The 20,577-nt window shown below is 74.2% G+C and carries 20 protein-coding genes and 1 riboswitch; of the genes, 5 read left to right on the top strand and 15 right to left on the bottom strand.

The features are described from left to right. Window positions 1–66: 66 nt before the first annotated feature. Complete coding sequence (locus D7223_RS04590) at window positions 67–525, top strand: SRPBCC family protein (protein WP_120725772.1); 459 nt, start codon at window positions 67–69, stop codon at window positions 523–525. 82 nt (window positions 526–607) lie between these two features. Here the strand turns inward: D7223_RS04590 and D7223_RS04585 are convergent, their stop codons facing one another. The 4 genes from D7223_RS04585 to D7223_RS04570 form a co-directional block, all read right to left on the bottom strand. After that, window positions 608–1,669, bottom strand: a complete 1,062-nt coding sequence (locus tag D7223_RS04585; protein ID WP_120725067.1) for a coiled-coil domain-containing protein — start codon at window positions 1,667–1,669, stop codon at window positions 608–610. 4 nt (window positions 1,670–1,673) lie between these two features. Continuing rightward, window positions 1,674–1,807, bottom strand: a riboswitch (cyclic di-AMP (ydaO/yuaA leader). A 149-nt stretch (window positions 1,808–1,956) separates the two neighbouring features. After that, a complete protein-coding gene (locus D7223_RS04580; protein WP_120725065.1) occupies window positions 1,957–2,880 on the bottom strand; it encodes a cation diffusion facilitator family transporter in 924 nt (307 codons plus the stop codon). A 90-nt stretch (window positions 2,881–2,970) separates the two neighbouring features. Next, complete coding sequence (locus D7223_RS04575) at window positions 2,971–5,088, bottom strand: HelD family protein (RefSeq protein ID WP_120725063.1); 2,118 nt, start codon at window positions 5,086–5,088, stop codon at window positions 2,971–2,973. A gap of 126 nt (window positions 5,089–5,214) precedes the next feature. Then, window positions 5,215–6,180 (bottom strand): alpha/beta fold hydrolase, encoded by a 966-nt coding sequence (locus D7223_RS04570; protein ID WP_120725770.1) that lies wholly within the window; start codon window positions 6,178–6,180, stop codon window positions 5,215–5,217. 144 nt (window positions 6,181–6,324) lie between these two features. Between D7223_RS04570 and D7223_RS04565 the strand changes: the two genes are divergently transcribed. Further along, complete coding sequence (locus D7223_RS04565) at window positions 6,325–6,909, top strand: carbonic anhydrase (protein WP_120725061.1); 585 nt, start codon at window positions 6,325–6,327, stop codon at window positions 6,907–6,909. Between the two features lie 130 nt (window positions 6,910–7,039). Here D7223_RS04565 and D7223_RS04560 read toward each other — a convergent pair whose 3' ends face one another. Then, window positions 7,040–7,369, bottom strand: coding sequence for a hypothetical protein (locus tag D7223_RS04560; protein WP_120725059.1), 330 nt, complete (start codon window positions 7,367–7,369; stop codon window positions 7,040–7,042). A 307-nt stretch (window positions 7,370–7,676) separates the two neighbouring features. Here D7223_RS04560 and D7223_RS04555 point away from each other — a divergent pair, with 307 nt between their 5' ends. Both D7223_RS04555 and D7223_RS04550 read left to right on the top strand, forming a co-directional pair. After that, the gene (locus tag D7223_RS04555) at window positions 7,677–8,168 is read left to right on the top strand and encodes a DUF3145 domain-containing protein (protein WP_120725056.1); all 492 of its coding nucleotides are present in this window, start codon (window positions 7,677–7,679) and stop codon (window positions 8,166–8,168) included. A gap of 99 nt (window positions 8,169–8,267) precedes the next feature. Then, a complete protein-coding gene (locus D7223_RS04550) occupies window positions 8,268–10,016 on the top strand; it encodes a glycoside hydrolase family 3 protein (protein ID WP_120725054.1) in 1,749 nt (582 codons plus the stop codon). Between the two features lie 4 nt (window positions 10,017–10,020). Here D7223_RS04550 and D7223_RS04545 read toward each other — a convergent pair whose 3' ends face one another. The 10 genes from D7223_RS04545 to D7223_RS04500 all read right to left on the bottom strand — a co-directional run bounded on the left by D7223_RS04545 (window position 10,021) and on the right by D7223_RS04500 (window position 19,858). After that, a complete protein-coding gene (locus tag D7223_RS04545; protein WP_238161549.1) occupies window positions 10,021–10,578 on the bottom strand; it encodes a hypothetical protein in 558 nt (185 codons plus the stop codon). Between the two features lie 57 nt (window positions 10,579–10,635). Next, entirely contained in the window at window positions 10,636–11,298 is a 663-nt protein-coding gene (locus D7223_RS04540; RefSeq protein WP_120725050.1) for a lipoprotein, read from the bottom strand. 128 nt (window positions 11,299–11,426) lie between these two features. Further along, entirely contained in the window at window positions 11,427–12,851 is a 1,425-nt protein-coding gene (locus D7223_RS04535) for an acyl-CoA carboxylase subunit beta (RefSeq protein ID WP_120725768.1), read from the bottom strand. Window positions 12,852–12,873: 22 nt separating this feature from the next. Next, window positions 12,874–14,100, bottom strand: coding sequence for a beta-ketoacyl-ACP synthase II (fabF, locus tag D7223_RS04530; protein WP_120725047.1), 1,227 nt, complete (start codon window positions 14,098–14,100; stop codon window positions 12,874–12,876). Window positions 14,101–14,102: 2 nt separating this feature from the next. Then, entirely contained in the window at window positions 14,103–14,342 is a 240-nt protein-coding gene (locus D7223_RS04525; RefSeq protein ID WP_088972559.1) for an acyl carrier protein, read from the bottom strand. Between the two features lie 69 nt (window positions 14,343–14,411). After that, window positions 14,412–15,356, bottom strand: coding sequence for a beta-ketoacyl-ACP synthase III (locus D7223_RS04520; protein WP_120725044.1), 945 nt, complete (start codon window positions 15,354–15,356; stop codon window positions 14,412–14,414). Then, window positions 15,353–16,522: an acyltransferase domain-containing protein gene (locus D7223_RS04515; protein ID WP_120725766.1), complete on the bottom strand. Its 1,170-nt coding sequence runs from the start codon at window positions 16,520–16,522 to the stop codon at window positions 15,353–15,355. Before D7223_RS04515 ends, D7223_RS04520 begins: the two co-directional genes overlap by 4 nt. Window positions 16,523–16,600: 78 nt before the next feature. Continuing rightward, the gene (locus tag D7223_RS04510; protein WP_120725042.1) at window positions 16,601–17,857 is read right to left on the bottom strand and encodes a PucR family transcriptional regulator; all 1,257 of its coding nucleotides are present in this window, start codon (window positions 17,855–17,857) and stop codon (window positions 16,601–16,603) included. A gap of 145 nt (window positions 17,858–18,002) precedes the next feature. After that, complete coding sequence (locus tag D7223_RS04505; RefSeq protein ID WP_120725040.1) at window positions 18,003–18,671, bottom strand: response regulator; 669 nt, start codon at window positions 18,669–18,671, stop codon at window positions 18,003–18,005. Beyond that, the gene (locus tag D7223_RS04500; protein ID WP_120725038.1) at window positions 18,668–19,858 is read right to left on the bottom strand and encodes a sensor histidine kinase; all 1,191 of its coding nucleotides are present in this window, start codon (window positions 19,856–19,858) and stop codon (window positions 18,668–18,670) included. Before D7223_RS04500 ends, D7223_RS04505 begins: the two co-directional genes overlap by 4 nt. 111 nt (window positions 19,859–19,969) lie before the next feature. Between D7223_RS04500 and pyrE the strand changes: the two genes are divergently transcribed. Further along, window positions 19,970–20,506, top strand: a complete 537-nt coding sequence (gene pyrE, locus D7223_RS04495) for an orotate phosphoribosyltransferase (RefSeq protein WP_120725036.1) — start codon at window positions 19,970–19,972, stop codon at window positions 20,504–20,506. Window positions 20,507–20,577: the final 71 nt, after the last annotated feature.

Here is a 20,577-nt window from a genome sequence, read left to right as displayed (position 1 = left end):
GTCGGGCGTTGCCAGCGCGTCGGTCGTAGGCGACGATCGTGCGACGTGACCACGGTGGGAGACGGCGTGCCGAAACGTGATTCGTTCACCTACACCGTCCAGGCGCGCTGCACGCCCGCCGAGGCGCTGGCACTGCTCGCCGATCCACGCCGGCAGGCGGACCTGCACCCGTTGATCGTCCGGGTCCGCCGGGTCCCGTCCCGACCGGGCGCCCTGAGCAGCTACACGATCACCGACCGGCTCCCGGTCGGCCCGTTGCGCCTGCCCACCAGCTACCACGCCGACGTCCTGGTCGCCGAACCCGACGAGGTGGTGACGGTGGCGCGGCAGTGGCCGGCGACGACGGTACGCAACCACACCCGGCTGCGGTCCGAGCCGGACGGCGTGCTGCGGATCGACGTGGAGATCACCCTGACCGCGCCCGCCCCGCTGTTCCGGTACGCCTTCGGCCAGGCACGCGCCGCCCACCTGACCCTGGCCAGCCGGCTGGGCGCGGCCCTGGACCGGCCCGCGCCGGAGAGCTGACCGGCCGGGCCGACCGACCCGGACACGCCGACGGCCCCCGGTGCTCCCCGCGCGGGGGAGTGCCGGGGACCGTCGGAGGAGGTCAGTAGACCGACAGGTGCACGTGGTTGGTGTGGTCGCTGGACGGGTCGCCGTTGGCCCCGCTGTACGACTTCCACCCGCTGCTGGGCAGCCAGATCTGCCGGTACCAGATCACGTAGAGCACGGCCAGTCGGTCGGAGTTGTTCACGAAGTACGCGGCGAGGTTGTTGCCGTACGTCCGGTCCCCGCCGGTGGCGTCGCCGCCGAACCCGCCCTTCTGGGCGGCGAAGTCGCACGCGCGCCCCTTCGGGTGCTCGCCCGAGCCGCCGGGGCGGTAGCAGGAGACGTACCGGGTGAAGCCGGCGGCCTTGGCCTGGTTGAGCGCGTGCAGGGTGCGGGGTGTGATGCAGCCGTTGGCCGGGGTCGGGTCGTTGACGCTGCACGACTCGGAGGGGTAGGAGCCGTCGGAGTTGCGCGGCGCGGGCCTGGCCGTCTTGCTGGAGGTGCCCCGGACCGAGTCGCCGCTGTCGGCGGCGGCCGCCCGCTGGTTGGCGACGGTCAGCGCGCGTTCGGCCTGCTGCTTGCGCTTGGCCATCACCGCCTTCTGCTTCGTCTGTTCGCGGATCTCGATCTCCACGGCCAGCTTGGCCCGGTTGGCCGTCTCGCGGGCCTGCTGAAGCTCGCGCAGCGCCCGGTCCTCGTTGGCGGCGATCGTGTCCAGGGCGGCGGCGCGGTCCATGAAGCCGTCCGGGGAGCCGCTGTTGAGCAGGGCGGAGGCGGCGCTGAGTCGTCCGGTGCGGTACGCCAGGCCGGCGATCTCGCCGACCTGTTGGGTCCGTTCGGCGAGTTGGGCGTCGGTCGCCTGCACCTCGGCGGCGAGTTGCTTCTGCCGCTGGACGGAGGTGTCCAGCGCCCGCTTGGCGTCGAGGTAGCCCTTGCTGGCCGCCTCCAGCGCGTCGCGCAGCGCCGGGGTGCCGCCCTCCTCGTCCTGCCCGGGGGCGGCGAGCGCGGTGGCCGGCGCCGGTGCGGCGGTCGCGGTGACCGGCGCCCCGCCGAGCGCCACGGCGAGCGTCGCGACGAGCAGGGCCGCTGTCCGGGTGGCGCGGTGTCGTACTTCTGGCATGCACGTGTCCTTCCGTCAGCCGCCGACCGGGTTAGCTGACGGGTTCGGGACGGAAGATCCCTACCGCGCGTACGCGGATGCACCCCAGGAACGTGGTTCCCCGGCTCGCCCACACGGGCGATTAGGCGGCGGTCACCACCGGCACCGTTGGGTGCCGCCTGGCGGTGACCGGATCAGAGCCTACCGGTGCCGGTGTGACACGTGCAGCCAAGGTGACGCATGGTGCTCGCGTACTTACCGACAATTCCGGCATACGGCACTTTACACACTCTGATTTAAGGATGTGCTCAACACCACTCGACCGGCCCACAGGCCCCAGGGGTCGCTCCGGGTTCGATCTGCAACGTGGCGTGCGCGATGTCGAAGTCGTCCCGCAGCGCGGTCCGGGCGGCCGTCAGGACCGCACCCACCTCGGCGTCCGGGGTCGTGGTGAGGTGCGCCGAGGCCACCTCCATGCCCGAGGTGAGCGTCCACACGTGCAGGTCGTGCACCTCGGCGACGCCGGGGACGGCGGCCAGCCGGTCGCGCACGGCGGTGACCTGGAGGTGCTCCGGGGCGGCCTGCACCAGGATCCGCAACGCGGCCCGGCCCAGCCGCCAGGTGCGGGGCAGGATGAACACCCCGATCGCCACCGCGACGAGCGGATCGACCCACCACCAGTCGGTGACCGAGATCAGCAGGGCGGCCCCGATCACCCCGAGTGAGCCGAGCAGGTCACCGAGGACCTCCAGGTAGGCCCCCTGGAGGTTGATGTTCTCCTTCGCCCCGGAGCGCAGCAGGCCGAACGCGACCAGGTTCGCCAGCAGGCCGAGGGTGGCCACCACCACCACCATCGGGCCGGTGGACACCTCCGGGGGGTCGCCGAACCGGCGTAACGCCTCCACCAGCACGTAGACCGCGACCCCGGAGAGCAGCACGGCGTTGGCCAGGGCGGCCAGCACCTCCAGCCGGTAGAGCCCGAAGGTGCGCTGCGGATCGGTGCTGCGCCGCCGGGTGGCGGTGATCGCGGCCAGGGCCATGCCGATGCCGAGCACGTCGGTGAACATGTGGCCGGCGTCGCTGAGCAGGGCCAGCGAGCCGGTCCGCAGAGCGGTCACCGCCTCCACCACCATCAGTGCGCCGAGCAGCGCGAAGGCCGCCCAGAGTCGCCCGGTCCGGCGGTGCGCGGCGTCCGTGATCGACCCGTGGTGGTGGTCATGACCTGCGCCCACGCGGACACCCTCCGTCCCACTCCGGACCCGCGTCAAATGTATGCTCACATCGCAATGTGTGCAAGTAATGTCGTCGGGCCGGCGCCCCGATCAGCCCGTCGGCTCGACGGTGGTCAGCCGCTGGGTGGCCCGGGACAGGGCGACGTAGAGAGTCCGTACCCCCGACCCCGGATCGGCTCGGATCTCGCCCGGCGCGACCAGCACGACACCGTCGTACTCCATGCCCTTGGCCTCCAGGCTGGTCACCACCTGGAGGCGCGGTCCACCCAGGCCGCCCAACCAGCCTGCGACCTCGTCCCGGCGCGGCACCGGCGTGATCACGCCGACCGTGCCCTCCACCTCGGCGAGCAGGGCGCCGGCCGCCTCGGCGACCGTGGTCCGAAGCTCCGTCGCCGGAACCGCCAGCTCCACCGGGTGCACGCCGGTCGACCGGACCGCGGTGGGCAGCGGGAGGTCCGGATAGAGCCGGCGGATCTCGGCCGCCGCGACCGCGAAGATCTCCGCCGAGTTCCGGTAGTTGGTGGTCAACGTGAACTGGTGCCGGCGACGACGACCCAGCGCCTGGTCCCGGGCCCGGGTCAGCTCCTGCGGATCCCCGGTCCAGGCCGTCTGCGCCGGGTCACCGACCACCGTCCAGGACGCCAGCCGACCCCGGCGGCCGATCATGCGCCACTGCATCGGCGAGACGTCCTGCGACTCGTCGACCACCACGTGCGCGTACTCCCGGTAGTCCTCCGGCCGCTGCCGGGCGGCCTCCCGGGCGGCACGCTGCCGGTCGCCGAGGGTGCTCAGCTCGCGCACCCCACCGGCCAACTGGTACGGGTCCCGCCTGGCCCGGGCCGGCTTCATCGGCTTGCCGAGCAGTTCGTCCAGCTCGTCCAGCAGCGCGATGTCGGCGATCGTCAGGCCCTCGGTGTCCAGCGACCGGTACGCCTCGGCCAGCAACCGGATCTCCCGGCCGGAGAGGATCCCCTCGGCGTGCCGCCGCAACCGGTCCGCCTCGGCCAGCCAGCCGAGCACGTGCCGGGGGTGCAGGCGCGGCCACCACGCCTTGAGGAACTCGCGGAACTCCGGCCGCTCGGCGATCTCAGCCTCGAAGGCGCGCTGCTCCGGCAGCCGGGGCACGCCCAACCGGCGGGCCTGCGCCCACAGCGCCGCGAAGACGCCGTCGAAGCCGACCCGACGCACCTCGTTGCGGCGGGCACCCCGGTGCAGCGCCCGCTCCCGGATGGCGTCCAGCTCCCGCCGGTCCAGCCGGAGCAGTTCCCCCCGGTACAGCAGCCGCAACTCGGTCGGGCCGCCCGGCACCGCGTCCCGGGCCGCCCGCTCCAGGACCCGGCGCATCCGCAACGAGCCCTTCACCGCCGCCACCTCCGGCGGGTCGGTGCGGGTGGCCCGCATCCCGGGGAACAACGTGCCCAGCGAGTGCAGGGTGGCGGTGTCCTCACCCAGCGAGGGCAGCACCGAGGCGATGTACTCCACGAACACCGTGGACGGGCCGACCACCAGGATGCCGCCGCCGGCGTACCGGCGGCGGTCGGAGTAGAGCAGGTACGCGGCCCGGTGCAGGGCGACCGCCGTCTTGCCGGTTCCGGGACCGCCCGAGACGATCGTGACGCCGGAGCCGGGGGAGCGGATCGCCTCGTCCTGCTCGCGCTGGATGGTCGCCACGATGTCGCGCATTCCGCGTCCGGTCGCCTTGGAGAGGGTGGCCAGCAGCGCCCCGTCACCGACCACCGTCATGTCGTCCGGGGCGGCGACCGGATCCAGCAGGTCGTCCTCGATCCGGGTGACCCGCTCGCGCGACGACTGGATGGTGCGCCGCCGGACCACACCCAGCGGCTCGGCCGGCGTGGCCTGGTAGAAGGCGGCGGCGGCCGGGGCCCGCCAGTCGACCACCAGCGTCGCCGCGTCCTGGTCCCGGATGCCCAGCCGCCCGACGTGCAGCACCTGCCGGTCGTGCAGGTCGAGGCGGCCGAAGACCAGGCCCTCGTACTCGGCGTCCAGCACGTGCCGCCGCTGCGCCGCGTGGAACACCATCGCGTCCCGCTCCACCAGCGCGCCGAAGTTGCCGACCCGGGCCAGCCGGTACCCCTCCCGCTCGGCGCGGACCGCGGACCGACGCAGCTCCGCCAGCCGGGCGTAGACCCGGTCGAGGTGCCGCTGCTCGGCGGCGATCTCCTGCTCCAGCGCGGTCTGGTCGGTCAACGCTCGCTCCTCCTGACGCCGGCGTACGGCGGCCCGTGCGACCACCGCCGCGCGCCACGCCAACCGCACGAGGGTACGGCCCCACGGCAACGCGCCGTGCCTGAGGTGCGCCGACGTGCCGGGTCGCTACTCCGCGCCGACCGGCCGGGCCGCGTCGACCGGCCGGGCCGCCCGTGCCGTGCGGGCCGGCACCGGCCGGTCCAGCACCTGGCGCAGTACGCCGGTCACCGCGCCGGAAACCTCGTCGGGGCGTTCCATCATCAGCATGTGCCCCGCCCCGGGGCAGACCGTCAGCTCGGTCGCCGGCAGCGCCGCGGCGATCGACTCCGCGCAGGGCGGCGGGGTCAGCCGGTCCCGGTCGCCCACCAGAGCCGCCGCCGGCAGGTGGGCCAGCCGGGCGAGGGTCGCCAGGCGGTGCTGGGTGCCGATCGACGCGCGGAACCCGCCGATCGAGCGGAGCGTCGCGCGGGCCACCGCGGAGGTGACCAACCGGATGTCGGTGGGATCGCAGCGGTCGCCGAAGAGCATCCACCGGATGCTCGGTTGCAGCGCCCGCAGCAGCGGCCGGGGCGGGCGCCACGCGCCGCAGCGGGCCAGGACGCCGGCGCCGGTGGTCTCGGCGAGCCGGATCAACCGGGCGATCCGCGGCGAGAGACCGTAGACGGTGTGCGTGTGCCCCTCGGCGGTGGTGGACACGAAGACCAGCCCGGCGGTCCGGTCGGCGAAGTGCGCGGGGTGCCGGTGCGCGTACTCCATGATCGTCATGCCGCCCATGGAGTGCCCCACCAGCACCACCGGCCCGCTCCCGGCCACCGCGTCGAGCACCGCGGCCAGGTCGTCGCCCAGCTGGGCCAGTGTGGCCGTGGGCAGCGCCATGCAGCTGGACCGGCCGTGCCCGCGCGCGTCGTACGTGACCACCCGCACCGCGTCGCCGAAGCGCTCCCGCAGCGCGGCGAGCTGCCGGTGCCACGCCCGACCGTCCAGCGTCCAGCCGTGCAGCAGGACGGCGGTGACCTCGGCGTCGGCCGGGCCGGACACCTCGACGTGCAGGCGGACATCGTCGGGAAGACGTACCTCGTGGATCTCCGGCATCGCCACCTCCCCCAGGGCCGGCATCGACCGGGGATACCCGGCGGTAACACACCGGCTACCCGACATGACACCACGCCAACCGTGTCGGTGAGAAGATTCGCAACCCGGCCCGCCGGGCGGACGGCACCGGCCAGGCTGGGACACATGCGTACGCCCCGCGCCGCGCTGGCCGACCTGCTGACCGGGAACCGGCGGTTCGTCAGCGGGCAGCCGATCCACGGGCACGACGTCACCGCCGCCGCCGCGTCCGCCTCCGGCGACCAGCAGCCGTACGCCGTACTGCTGGGCTGCATCGACAGCCGGGTGCCGCTGGAGGCGATCTTCGACCAGACGTTCGGTTCGATCTGTGTGATCCGTACCGGTGGACATGTCCTGGACCGGGTGGTCCGGGGCTCCATCGAGTACGTGGTGGGGCAGCTCGGCGTACCCCTGGTGATGGTGCTGGGCCACGAGCGGTGCGGCGCGGTCACCGCGGCGGTGGACGCGCTGCGCGGCGGGCCCCGTCCGGGCCCGGACCTGGCCTGGCTGGTCGACGAGATCACCCCGGCGGTCGTCGAGGCCGGCCCCGACGACCCGCGGGTCCTGCCGGTGGCGATCCGGCGGCACGTGTCCCGCACGGTGGCCGCGCTGCGCGCCGACCCCCTGCTGGCGGCGCCGGTCGCGGCCGGCCGGGTCGACGTCGTCGGCGCCCTGTACGACCTCGCCACCGGCGAGGTCACCCTGGGGTAAGGAAGGGCCCCCGCTTAACGCCTGCGGTAGAGGAAGGGCCCCCTGTTAACAACGGCGGCGGCTGCGGACACGAAAACACCCGCCGGGACGGGGTCCCGACGGGCGTTCGTGGTGTCGCGTGGGGGAGGGCTCAGCCCTCGAAGACGCCGGCCTCGACCAGGCGCTTCTCGGTGGCGTCCCAGCCGTCACCCGGGTGGGTGGTGTTGAGGGCGTTGAGCTCGGCCCGGATCTTGGCGGCGTGACCGGCCGCGGCCAGCACCCGGATCTCCTCGACGAAGGCCTCGGAGTCGGTGCGCAGGTGCGCGGTCTTGCCGTTGGTCAGGTTCCGCACGTAGGCGTGCTTGCCGCCGTTGAGCGGGATCACGTACTTGAACTCGCCCAGCACGCTGAGGGCGCCACCCTGGCCTGCCTGGCCGGCCCGGACTGACGCGCGCGCGGTCTTTGAGGTGTTGCTCGCCACGGAGGTACTCCTTGAGACGTACGGGAGGACGCGGAACGTCCGGGGGCTGGGTGCGGACACCACCCGGTGGATGGGTCCGCGAAGATGTGCGCGGCACAGGCCGCCGATGGAACTGTACACGAGCCCGATGCCTGGCTGGTCATCGCGTCGTGAGGGGTCAACCGCGGTCACCCGTCCGGCTATTCCGGCGGCGAATTTTCCGATTCCCTGGCGCACCATCCGTCACAGGAGTCATCATGTGTTCCAGCAACCGCTCGGACGGACGAGGTCGTAGGGGAAGACGCACCTCGCTCTCCGGGAGGTCACCGTGCCAACGCGTGGCGTCGTATACGTCCACTCGACCCCGCTCGCCGTGTGCTCGCATGTCGAGTGGGCGATCGCGCGCGTACTCGTCGCGCCGGTCAACCTCGAGTGGACGGCTCAACCCGTCGAGCCCGGCGCCCGCCGGGCCGAGTGCGGGTGGACCGGCCGTCCGGGAACGGGCGCCGAACTGGCTGCTGCCCTCCGGCAGTGGCCCATGATCCGTTTCGAGGTGACCGAGGAGCCCAGTCCGGGGGCCGACGGCGAGCGTTTCATGTACGTACCCGGCCGTGGCCTGTTCCGGGCCACCGTCGGCGCGGCCGGCGACATCCAGCTCGGCGAGGATCGGCTGCGCAGCCTGATGGCCGCCGCCCGCGCCCCGGAGGCGCTGGCGCACGCCCTGGACAAGGCGCTCGGCACCGCCTGGGACGCGGAGCTGGAGCCCTACCGGTACGCCGGCGACGGCGCTCCGGTGACACTGCTCACCCGAGTGGGTTGAGCCCCGCGCCCGACCGGGTGCCCCACCTGGCGGGCAGGGGGCGGCGGTCGGCCGGCGCGCGTAGGGTCGGGTTGCCCCGATTAGCGTCGAACTGGTGGGATGACTCGCGTGTCGATTTCTCCGCGACGGGCCGGCGTCGCGCTGGTCGCCCTGAGCGCACTGCTGGCGGCCGGCTGTTCCGGTCCGGCGGACCGTCCCCGGCCCGCCCCGTCCACCGGCGCGCCGTCCGCCGCCGCGCCGACACCCGCGCCAACCTCCGTGCCGAGCGTCCCGCCCGGCGAGCCGGCCACCCGCGCCGCCGCGCTGGTCGCGTCCCTCACCGACGAGGACCTGGTCGGCCAGGTGCTGATGCCGTACGCGTACGGCGACGCCGCCACCCGGGTCTCGCCCGGCTCCGCCGCCGGCAACCAGAAGCTCGCCGGCGTCGACACGCCGGCCGAGATGATCGCGAAGTACCGGCTGGGTGGACTGATCCTGGTGGGCTTCAGCGCCGACGACCCCACCAAGGGCAACCAGGAGACCACCAACGTCGACAACCCGAAGCAGGTACACGCCCTGACCGGCGGTCTGCGCGAGGCGGCCGGTCGGCTGCCGGCCGGGGCCGCGCCCTTCCTGATCGGCACCGACCAGGAGCACGGCGTGGTCACCCGGATCACCGACGGGGTGACGCTGCTGCCCAGCGCCCTCGCCGCCGGCGCGGCCGGCCGCCCGGATCTGACCGAGGCCGCCTGGAAGGCCGCTGGCGCGGAACTGGCCGCGATGGGGATCAACCTCGACTTCGCCCCGGTCGCCGACGTGCTGGCGACCCGGAGCACGGTGATCGGCTCCCGGTCGTACGGCGCCGACCCGAACCGCTCGGCGGCACAGGTCGCGGGCGCGGTCCGGGGGCTCCAGTCGGCCGGTGTCGCGGCCACCGTGAAGCACTTCCCGGGGCACGGGCACAGCGCCGCAGATTCGCACGAGGGACTGCCGGTGCTCGCCCAGTCCCAAACCGTGCTGGAGCGCGGGGCCTGGCCCCCGTTCACCGCCGGCATCGACGCCGGCGCCATGGCGGTCATGTCCGCCCACCTGGACGCCCGATCGGTCGACCCGGGCACGGCGGCCACCTTCTCGCACAAGTTGCTGACCGGGGTGCTCCGCGGGCAGCTCGGCTTCCAGGGCGTGGTGATCACCGACGGCATGAACATGCCCCCGGCGAAGCGCTGGTCGCCCGGCGAGGCGGCGGTCCGCGCGCTCAACGCCGGCAACGACCTGATCCTCATGCCGCCGCACGTCGGCCAGGCGTACGACGGTCTGCTCGCCGCCCTGCGCGACGGCTCGCTGCCCCGGCCCCGACTGGTCGACGCGGCCACCCGGGTGTTGACCATGAAGTTCCGCCTCGCCGGCGCCCCCGCTCCCGCGCTGTCCACGCTCAACGCCCCGGCGCACCGCCAGGCCGTCGACCGGCTGGCCGCCGCGGCGGTGACCGTGCTGCGCGGCGACTGCGGCCGACCGGTCAGCGGGCCGGTCACGGTGACCTCCTCCGGTGGCCGGGACCACACCCGCAAGGCGTTGACCGAGGCGCTGACCGCGGCCGGGGTGAAGACCACGCCGAGCGGCGGGACCGTGGTGCACCTGGTCGGGTACGGCGACGGCGCCAAGGACCTGCGCCCCGACGCCGCCGTCACGGTGGCCATGGACACCCCGTACCTGCTGGCCGGGGCGGCGTCGCCGACACTGCTGGCCACGTACTCCTCCAGCCGGCCGTCGATGACCGCCCTCGCCCGCGTGCTGGCCGGCAAACTACGCCCGGCCGGTCGTTCACCGGTGCCGGTGCCCGGCCTGCCCGTCACCACCTGCGGCACCTGACCCGTCAGCGGGTACGCGCGATCTCTTCGACCTCCGCGAGGGTCGTGACCTGGTCGCACTCCTCGGGCGTCAGCTTGTTGATCATCGCTCTGGCCGACTGGGCCTGTGCCGTGGTGGGCAGGTCACCGGCGAGGAGAGCGGGCAGGACCAGTTCGTAGCCGGCCCGCGCCCGCGCGCCGTACCGGGTGCGAGCGCGGGCGACGGCGAACGAGACGCGGAGGGCGTGCTCGTTGCCGGCGGGCACGTCCGGGCGGTCCACCTCCCGGGCCGCGAAGCGCACCTCGTGGTAGTAGGCGCACCGCCGGCAGGTGGCCGGACCCCTGGTCAGCGTGGATCCGCACGCCGTGCACGTCAGCCGGTCGAGGGCGGCGTCGACGGTGCGCCAGTCATGCTCTTCGGGACTGTCGACCACGAGCCAGCCGAGCGCCGTCTCGCCCGGGGAACCCCCGACCACGTCCCACTCGCCGAGCTGGCGCGCCCAGGCCAGGTCGAGTTCTGCCTCGATGGCACCGACGGTGCGGGCCAGGGAGGTGCTCCGCCAGGCCGGGACGGGGTCAGCCACGTGGTCAAGCATGGGTCACGAGCCGATGCCGCGACACCGGGTTTTCCGCCGTGGCGCTCAGGCGGTGACGCCCAGGCCCGACACCGCCAGCCGGTACGCGGGCAGCAGATCTGCCGGCTCCGCCAACAGGCTCTCCTTGGCGGTGAGCAGGACCGTACGGTCACCGGCGCGGACGGCCACCGCCCACGCCCGCTCGTCCTCGTCCAGGAGTTCGCTGGTCTCCACCCAGGTCGCCTCGACGCCGTCGAGGCCACCCACCCGCACCTCGCGGTAGCGGGTGTCGCCGACCGCGTCCCTGGTGCCGGCGACGTACGCCTCCAGCGCGGCCCGCGGCTGCGCCGTCGGCTGGTCGGCCGTCCACACCCGCAGGAAGCCACCCCCGGCGCGGCGTCCGTCCACCTCGCACCGCGCGGTGGTCCCGCCGCGCCGGGCGAGCGCCGCGAAGATCTCCGCCCCGGTCTCGTCCGTCGGAGCGTCGATCCCCTTGGGCTTCCAGCCCTTCGGCACCGGGAAGGTGACCGGCAGCGGGCAGGGCGTGCCGGCCCCGCCGACCCGCACGGCGCTCTCGGCGGCGGCGATCTCGTCGAACCAGGGCTCGCCGGTGGCGGCCGGCGTCGGCGTGCCGGCCCTCCCGGGGGCCGCACCACCGTCGTCGCCGCAGCCGGCGAGCAGGGCGATGGCGAGCGCGGCCGTGAGGGCGGCGCGGGTACGACGTGCCATGGTGTGTCACTCCCCGTTGTGGATCTAGGCCGGTACAGCCAACCGGTCGGGGAGGTCATCGTCAAGTGGCGTGAGGAAGGGCCCCTTCCTATGCACGAGGCGTTAAGAAGGGGCCCTTCCTTACACCGCTACAGCGGGATGTTGCCGTGCGCGCCGCGGGCGGCCGGCGCGGCGGCGAGGGCCTCGGCGATCCGGCGCCGGGTCTCCTCCGGCGTGATCACGTCGTCCACCACGCCGATCTCCAGTGCCCGGTTGACGCCGCCGGCCACCCGGGTCTGCTCCTCGATGAGCCGCGCCCGCAGCGCCTCCCGCTCCTCCGCCGGTGCGGCGGCGAGCTTCTTGCGGTGCAGGATGTTCACCGCGGCGCTGGCACCCATCACCGCGACCTCGGCGTTCGGCCAGGCGAACACCGCGGTCGCGCCCAGCGACCGGGAGTTCATCGCGATGTACGCGCCGCCGTACGCCTTGCGGGTCACCAGCGTCACCCGCGGCACCACCGCCTCGGCGAAGGCGTGCAGCAGCTTCGCCCCGCGCCGCACCACGCCGTCCCACTCCTGGCCCAGACCGGGCAGGTAGCCGGGGACGTCGACCAGCACGATCAGCGGGACGCCGAGCGAGTCGCACATCCGCACGAACCGGGCTGCCTTCTCGGCGCTGGACGCGTCCAGGCAGCCGCCGAGGCGCAGCGGGTTGTTGGCGATCACGCCGACCGTGCGGCCGGCGAACCGGCCGAGCGTGGTGACGACGTTCGGGGCCCACTTCGCGTGCAGTTCCACCCCCGGGGCGTCGAGCAGCGCCTTGACCACCGGCTTCACGTCGTACGCCCGGTTGGTCTCGGCCGGCATCTTCGCGGCCAGGTCGTGACCCGGCACCGCCTCGGCCGGCACGTCGGCCGGTGAGAGCCGGCCCTGGCGTCCGAGCAGCGCGGCGAGCTTGCGCGACTCGGCCATCGCGGTGGCGTCGTCGGCGCAGGTCACGTGCACCACGCCAGAGCGCCGGCCGTGCGGCTCGGGGCCGCCGAGGCGCTCCATGTCGACCTGCTCGCCGGTGACCGAGCGGACCACCTCGGGACCGGTGACGAAGATCCGGCCGGCCCCGCTCATCACCACGATGTCGGTCAGCGCCGGTCCGTACGCGGCGCCGCCGGCCGCCGGGCCGAGCACCACGGAGATCTGCGGCACCCGGCCGGAGGCCCGGACCATGGCGCCGAAGACCTGGCCGACCGCGTCCAGGGCGACCACGCCCTCGGCCAGCCGGGCCCCGCCGGAGTGCCAGAGCCCGAGTACCGGCACCCGCTCCCGGACCGCGGTGTCGATGGCGTCCACGATGTGCCGGCACCCCTCGGTGCCCATCGCGCCGCCCATCCTGGTCGCGTCGGTGGCGTACGCGATGGCCGGCGCGCCCTCGATCTCGCCGCGCGCCCACAGCACGCCGGAGGTGTCCCGGGGCGCGAGCAGGCGCAGCGAGCCCGCGTCGAACAGGGCCCGGAGCCGAAGCTCCGGATCTCGGTAGTCCACGGTGGATGTGTCCGCGCCGACGGCGGTGGTGGTCACGAGCGCCTCCAAGGCAGTGGTCTCAGGCCCGCGTGAAGACGAGAGCCACGTTGTGGCCGCCGAAGCCGAACGAGTTGTTCAGCGCGGCGGGGATGTCCATGTGGCGCGCCTTGTTGGCGGCCACCTCCAGGTCGAGGCCGTCATCCGGTTCGTCCAGGTTGATCGTCGGCGGCACCACGCTGTCGCGGATGGCCAGGATGGTGGCGATCGACTCCAGCGCGCCGGCCGCGCCGAGCAGGTGCCCGGACATCGACTTGGTGGCGGTCAGCACCGGGTGGTCGCCGAGCGCCCGGTGCAGCGCCTTGATCTCCGCGATGTCGCCGACCGGGGTCGACGTGGCGTGCGCGTTGACGTGCGTGATGTCGGACTTCGCCACGTCCGCGTCGGCGATGGCCCGGGCGATCGCCCGGACCGCCCCGGCGCCCTCCGGGTGCGGCTGCACGATGTCGTAGCCGTCGGAGGTGAGGCCGGCCCCGGCCAGCCGGGCGTAGACCCGGGCACCGCGCGCGGCGGCGTGCTCGGCGCGCTCCAGCACCAGGATGCCGGCGCCCTCGCCGAGTACGAAGCCGTCCCGGCCCTTGTCCCAGGGACGGGAGGCCCGCTCCGGTTCGTCGTTGCGGGTCGACATCGCCCGCATCGACGAGAAACCGGCGATCGGCAGCGCGTGGATGACCGCCTCGGTGCCACCGGCCACGACCACGTCGGCCCGGCCGGCACGGATCATGTCCAGGCCGAGCGCGATCGCCTCCGCGCCGGTCGCGCACGCGCTGGCCACCGAGTGGACGCCCGCCTGGGCACCCAGCTCCAGCCCCACCCAGGCGGCGGGACCGTTCGGCATCAGCATCGGGATGGTGTGCGGGGAGACCCGCCGCGGCCCGGACGCCTCCAGGATGTCGTCCTGGGCCAGCAGGGTCAGCGCCCCGCCGATGCCCGAGCCGACACTCACCCCGAGCCGCTCCGGGTCCAGCCCGGAGTCGCCCAGACCGGAGTCCGCCCAGGCCTGCTGCGCGGCGATGATCGCGATCGCCTCGGACCGGTCCAGCCGGCGCAGCTTCACCCGGTCCAGCAGGCCGGCCGGATCGACCGCGAGCGGGGCGGCGATCCGGACCGGCAGCTGTTCGGCCCACTCCTGGGTGAGCGCACTCACCCCGGAGCGGCCGTTGAGCATGGCGTCCCAGGTCGACGCGACGTCCCCGCCCAGCGGGGTGGTCGCGCCGATCCCGGTGACGACGACGTCGGTGCGAGCCATGGTCAGGACTGCGCCGCGATGTAGCTGACGGCGTCCCCGACGGTCTTCAGGTTCTGCACCTCGTTGTCGGGGATCTTGACGCCGAACTTCTCCTCGGCGGCGACCACGACCTCCACCATGGAGAGCGAGTCGACGTCCAGGTCGTCGGTGAAGGACTTCCCCTCGGCCACGTCGTCCGGGTTCACCCCGGCAACCTCTTCGAGGATCTCGGCGAGGCCGGCGGTGATCTCGTCACGGGTCATTGCGGTTGGTTCCTCTCATCGGGATTGTTCTCCGCCGGATGGCGGCGGCACGGTCGGACCGTGCCGGGTTCAGGGACAGCGGACGACCTGACCCGCGTAGGTCAGGCCGCCGCCGAAGCCGAAGAGCAGCACCGGTGCGCCCGAGGGCACCTCCCGCCGCTCGACCAGCTTGGACAGGGCCAGCGGCACGCTCGCCGCCGAGGTGTTGCCGGACTCGACGATGTCCTTCGCGATGATCGCGTCGGGGATGCCGAGCCGCTTGGCGATGCCGTCGATGATCCGGGCGTTGGCCTGGTGCGGCACGAACGCGGCCAGCTCCGACGGCGCCACCCCGGCCCGCTCGCAGGCCCGCAGGGCCAGCGGGGCCAGCGCCGTGGTGGCCCAGCGGAACACCGACTGGCCCTCCTGCTGGATGTAGGGGCGCCAGCCCTCGATGCGTACCGCGTCGCCCTTGTCCGGCACCGAGCCCCACACCACCGGGCCGACGCCGGACGGCTCGCCGTCGGCGGTCGCGGTGACCACCGCGGCGCCGGCGCCGTCGGCGAAGATGATGCAGGTCGAACGGTCGGTCCAGTCGGTGAACTCGGAGAGCTTCTCGGCGCCGATGACGATCGCGTTGCGCGCCGCGCCGGCGGAGATGGCGTGGTCGACGGTGCCCAGCGCGTACGCGAAACCGGAGCACGCGGTGTTGATGTCGTACGCGGCCGGGGCGGGGATGCCCAGCCGCGCGGCGACCCGGCAGGCGACGTTCGGGCTGCGGTCCACGGAGGTGCAGGTGGCCACCACGACGAGGTCGATGTCGGCGGCGTTCAGGCCGGAGTTGGCCAGCGCCTTCCCGGCGGCGGCCGTGGCCATGTCGGCGACCGTCTCGCCGTCGGCGATCCGCCGGGTCACGATGCCCACCCGGTCACGGATCCACTCGTCGTTGGTGTCCACCAGTTGGGCGAGGTCGTCGTTGGTGACCACCCGGGAGGGCTGGTAGTGCCCCAGGGAGACGATCCGGCTGCCGGTCATACCTGACCTCCGATGCGGGCGAGCGGCTGGCCCGGCGCGACCGGGTCGTCGTGGTGGGCGAGCCACTCGGTGAGCAGCCCGCTGTCGTGCGCGGTGACCTCCACCGGGCCCTGCCGGGTGGCGACGTGCCCGATCACCTGGCCGGTACGCAGGTCGGCGCCCTCGGCGAGGTCGGCGGCGGGCTCGAAGGTGCCGGCGGCGGGGGCGACCACCACCCGGAACTGGATCACCGGCTCGTGGCCGCGCAGGCCGCTGTGCCGGGCGATCAGCTCCCGGGCCGCGGGCAGGTCGTCCGGGGTGTTGAGGGTGACGATCTCCGGCACCCCGGTGCTCTTCAGCTCCCGCTTGACCAGGCCGGCCAGCGTGCCCGCCGGGGGCAGTTCGAGCACCGCGGTGACGCCGAGGTCGGCCAGCGTGCGCATGCACAGGTCCCAGCGGACCGGGGCGGTGACCTGGCGGACCAGCCGCTGCACCATCTCCCGGCCGTGGTTGACCGCCGCGCCGTCCAGGTTGGACAGCAGCACCCGCCGCGGGTCGGTCGGGGTGATGCCGGCGGCGACGCCGGCGAGTGCCGCCTCGGCCGGGGCCATGTAGGGGGTGTGGAACGCGCCGGCCACCTTCAGCCGGGTGATCCGGGCCCGGGACGGCGGCTCGGCGGCCAGCTTGTCCAGGGCGTCGAGGGCGCCGGCGGCGACGATCTGGCCGGCGCCGTTGCGGTTGGCCGCGTGCAGTCCGTGCGCTTCGATCGCGGCGAGCACCTCGTCCGGGTCGCCGCCGAGCACGGCGGCCATCCCGGTCGGCTCCAGCGCGCAGGCGGCGGCCATCTCCCGGCCGCGTACGCCGGCCAGGGTGATCGCCGCCTCGGCCGGCAGCACCCCGGCGAGTGCGGCCGCGCCCAGTTCACCGACGCTGTGGCCGGCGACCAGCGGCACGTCGTACACGGGGAGGTGTTCGGCGGCGAGCAGCGCCGCCGCGACCAGCAGCGGCTGGGTGCGAGCGGTGTCCTTGATCTCGTCGGCGTCGGCGACCGTGCCGAGGTGCACCAGGTCGACCCCGGCGAGCGCGGACCACCACCGCAGGCGCGCCTCGGCGCCAGGCAGGTCGAGCCAGGGAGTCAGGAAGCCGGGTTTCTGGGAACCCTGGCCGGGGGAGAGTACGGCGAGCACGTTCATGACTCTCCCGGATACGCGTGGGTAGCGCTGTACCGCCTTCGACCAAACCGCACTAGAACCTTTGTCGAAATCCTACAAAGATCGGTGGGGATCGTCGCCCGTCTGTGACGTTTTCCTCGGCGGTGGGGGCAATGTCTGGGTCGGGACCACCGGGACCACCGGGTCGAGCCGGCCGACGGTCAACGCCACCTGGAGGGCGTACGCCTCACGCGGCGTGAGTGGGGAGAACCCGGTCACCTCGGCGATCCGCCGCAGTCGGTAGCGCACCGTGTTGGGGTGGACGAACAGCGCCCGGGCCGCGCTCTCCAGCGTCCCACCGGCGGCGAAGAAGGCGTCCAGCGTCTCCAGCAGCTCACCGCCGGCGCGGACCAGCGCGGCGTACACGTCGTGGCGCAACCGCCGGCGGGCCTCGGCGTCCCCGGCCAGGGCGCGCTCCGGCAGCAGGTCGGCGGCGGGCACCGGCCGGGGCGCGGTCGGCCACGCCGGGGCGGCGCGGTATCCGGTCAGCGCCGCCCGCGCGGACTCGGTCGCCTCGTCGAGGCTCGGCACGGCCGGACCGACCACCACCGGTCCCTCCCCGAACGCGGCCAGCAACTTCCCGGTCGCCGCGACCGGATCGGCGACCCCACCGAGCACCACCACCAGCCGGTCGCCGTGCACACCGCCGATCACCTCCGCGCCGATCCGCCGGGCCAGCCGGTAGACGGTGTGCAGCACGGCGGACACCTCCCCGCCGGGGGAACGCCCCACCGCCACCGCCACCGGCGGCTCGTCCGCCCAGCCGAGCGCCGCCGCCCGGCTGGCCAGCACGTCGGCCGAGTCCCCGCGCAGCAGCGCGTCCACCAGCAGCGCCTGCAACCGCGCGTCCCAGGAACTGCGCGACTCGGCGGCGCGGGCGTACACCCGGGCGGCGGCGAACGCGATCTCCCGGGAGAACCGGAGCACCGCCTCGCGCAGCGCGAGTTCCTCACCGGGCGCGGCCAGCCGCGGCACCTGCTCCTCGACCACGTCGATGGTCACCTTGATCAGCGCGACGGTCTGCTGAAGGCTGATCGACCGGGCGAGGGCCTCCGGCGCGGTCGCGAAGACCTCGTCGGACACCTCCTGGGTGCCCTCCGCCGTACCCCCGCCGGAGCGCAGCCACTGCACCAACGAGCGGGCGCCGGCCTGGGCCACCAGCATGACCCAGGCACGCTGGTCGGCCGGGAGCGACCGGAACCAGGGCAGGGTCTCGTCCATCCGGGCCACGCTGGCCGTCGACAGCGCCCCCGCGGCCCGCTCGATCCGGCGCAGCGTGGCCGCCAGTTCGGTCCCGCCCGGCTCGCTCACAGACCCCAGCCTGACACGCCCCGTCCCGCGCCCGTGCCCGTGCCCGCGATCTTGCACTTTTGGTCATCGTTACGGGCGAAACGCGTCGTTCGCACCGACACAAAGTGCAAGATCGCGGTGCGGGCGCGGGGCGGGTGCGGGTGGGTCAGGGGGCGGGTGGGGTGGGGAGGGCCAGTTCCTGGGCCAGGATGGCGGCCTGGACCCGGCTGCGCAGGCCCAGCTTGTGCAGGATCCGGCTGACGTGGGTCTTGGTGGTGCTCTCGGCCATCGCCAACCGGTCGGCGATCTGCTGGTTGGACAGCCCCAGTCCCAGGCAGGCGAGCACGTCCCGCTCGCGGGGGGTGAGCGCGTCGACGGCGTTACGGGTGGCGGCGTCGGCGCCCGGAGCGGTGGCCGCGAACGCGGTGATCAGCCGCCGGGTCACCGCCGGCGCGATGAAGCCCTCGCCCCGGGCGACGGTCCGCACCGCGGCCACCAGCCCCTCGGCGTCGGTGTCCTTGAGCAGGAAGCCGGCCGCCCCGGCCCGCAGCGCGCCGAAGACGTACTCGTCCAGGTCGAACGTGGTCAGCACCAGCACGTCGGCGAGACCCGCGGTGACGATCTCCCGGGTCGCGGAGATCCCGTCCAGCCGGGGCATCCGGACGTCGAGCACGGCCACGTCCGGGCGCAGCGACCGGCACAGCCGGACCGCCTCGACGCCGTCGGCCGCCTCGGCCACCACCTCCACGTCGGGCGCGCCGGTCAGGATCAGCGCCAGCCCGGCCCGGACCGCCGGCTGGTCGTCGGCGAGCAGCACCCGCACCGGGGCGGTCACGGGGTCGGGTCCGACGTCGGCAGCTCCGCGCGGACCCGCCAGCGCCGGTCGTGCGGCCCGGCCGTGAAGCTCCCGCCGAGCAGCACCGCACGCTCGCGCATCCCGATCAGGCCGGCGCCCGCGCCGCTCACCGCCGCGTCGCCCGCGCGCAGCGCGTTGTCCACGGTCACCACCAACCCCGTCGGTTCGTACGCGATCACCAGCTCGGCCTCGCCGCCACCGTGCTTGAGCGCGTTGGTCAGGGACTCCTGCACGATCCGGTACGCGGCAAGGTCGACGCCGACCGGCACCGGCCGGGGTTCGCCCGCGTACCGGGTGCGTACCGCCAGCCCGGCGGCGGTGGCCCGGTCGACGAGACCGCCGACCTCGGCGAGCCGGGCCAGGGTCGGCTCGTCGGAGGTGTCGCCGGCCGCGCCCTCGGCGGGCTCCCGGAGCAGTCCGATCATCTGCCGCATCTCGGTCAGCCCCTGCACGCTGTTCTCCCTGATGACCTGGAGCGCCGTGGTGACCTGGGCCCGGTCCAGGCTGGGCACGGAGAGCACCGCGGTGGCGTGGATGGCCACCGCGCTGAGATGGTTGGCGACCACGTCGTGCAGTTCGCGGGCCATCCGGGCCCGCTCGGCGGCCACCGCCTGCCGCCGGTCCAGCTCCACCAACCGGGCCGTCTGGTCGGCGCGGGCCCGCTCGGCGGCGGCCTGGTCCCGGTACTGGCGCACGCTGATCCCGGTGAGTACCGGCAGCACCCCGGCCACCGCCATCGGCGTACCGAACCCGACACCTTCCCAGCGGCCCAGCAGCACGACGCCGAGCACCGCGCCCAGCACACTGAGCGCCACGGTGATCCGCAACAGCCAGCGCCAGGTGCGCGGCGACCCGTACACGCAGGCGTCGTAGAGCACCTGGGTGTAGACCAGGATCGTCGCCAACGAGCCGCCCAGCAGCACGTCCACCACCACCGCGACGGTGCCCAGGGCGAGGCTGGCCCGGCTCGCCACCCGGCGCAGGCCGACCGCCACGCACGCCGCCACCAGCGGTGGCAGGAACACCGTCTCCGGCACGTCGACCGCGTTGTCCAGCTGCGGCTGGGTGCCCAGGCCGTACAGGACCAGGCCGCCGGCGAGCGAGCCGACGGCCAGCACGAGGTCCCGTCCCGGCGTGCCGGAACCGAACCGTGGCGGTGGTCGCATGGTCCCGATCCCATCACAGCCGCCGGCGGCCCGGCTCCGCCCCGGGAACGATCTGCGCCGGCCGGTGTCCACCGAAGGGCGTACGCCGTCGCCCTGCCAGAATGACCAGCCGTGACGGACGCAGACAGCACCGCCCTCGCCGGGGAGATCGCCACCACGTGCCGGCTGACCGGCACGTTCACCCTCCGGTCCGGAAGAGTGGCCGACGAGTACTTCGACAAGTACCGCTTCGAGGCCGATCCCCGCCTGCTGGACCGGGTGGCCGCGCGGCTGGCCGCCCTGGTGCCGCCCGGCACCGAGGTGCTGGCCGGGTTGGAGATGGGCGGCATCCCGGTGGTCACCGCGCTGGGCCGGCACACCGGCCTGCCGTGCGCCTTCGTCCGCAAGACCGCCAAGGCGTACGGGACGGCGCGGCTCGCCGAGGGTGCCGACGTGGCCGGCCGGCGGGTGCTGGTCGTCGAGGACGTGGTCACCTCCGGCGGGCAGGTGGTGATCTCCACCGGCCAGTTGCGGGAGCTGGGCGCCCGGATCGACCAGGCGCTCTGCGTCATCGACCGGTCCGAGGGCGGCACCGAGGCGCTCGCCGCCCAGGGCATCCGGCTGACCGCTCTGTTCACCCGCGCCGACCTCGACGCCCAGCGCGGGTGACGGCTGCCGGGGGCCTCCCCGACCCGGGGTACGCGCTGCACGACTCGTCGGTGCCGGCCAGTACGGTGACA

This window comes from Micromonospora endolithica, assembly GCF_003626595.1.
GTDB lineage: Bacteria > Actinomycetota > Actinomycetes > Mycobacteriales > Micromonosporaceae > Micromonospora > Micromonospora endolithica.
This window is presented reverse-complemented; position numbering and strand designations above follow the sequence as displayed.

Excerpts from the sequence above, each read along its gene's own strand:
- D7223_RS04585 (WP_120725067.1), bottom strand. The coding sequence starts at position 1,669 with ATGCCAGAAGTACGACACCGCGCCACCCGGACAGCGGCCCTGCTCGTC.
- D7223_RS04500 (WP_120725038.1), bottom strand. The coding sequence starts at position 19,858 with ATGCGACCACCGCCACGGTTCGGTTCCGGCACGCCGGGACGGGACCTC.
- D7223_RS04570 (WP_120725770.1), bottom strand. The coding sequence starts at position 6,180 with ATGCCGGAGATCCACGAGGTACGTCTTCCCGACGATGTCCGCCTGCAC.
- D7223_RS04520 (WP_120725044.1), bottom strand. The coding sequence starts at position 15,356 with ATGACCGGCAGCCGGATCGTCTCCCTGGGGCACTACCAGCCCTCCCGG.
- D7223_RS04550 (WP_120725054.1), top strand. The coding sequence starts at position 8,268 with ATGACTCGCGTGTCGATTTCTCCGCGACGGGCCGGCGTCGCGCTGGTC.
- fabF (WP_120725047.1), bottom strand. The coding sequence starts at position 14,100 with ATGGCTCGCACCGACGTCGTCGTCACCGGGATCGGCGCGACCACCCCG.
- D7223_RS04540 (WP_120725050.1), bottom strand. The coding sequence starts at position 11,298 with ATGGCACGTCGTACCCGCGCCGCCCTCACGGCCGCGCTCGCCATCGCC.
- D7223_RS04565 (WP_120725061.1), top strand. The coding sequence starts at position 6,325 with ATGCGTACGCCCCGCGCCGCGCTGGCCGACCTGCTGACCGGGAACCGG.
- D7223_RS04525 (WP_088972559.1), bottom strand. The coding sequence starts at position 14,342 with ATGACCCGTGACGAGATCACCGCCGGCCTCGCCGAGATCCTCGAAGAG.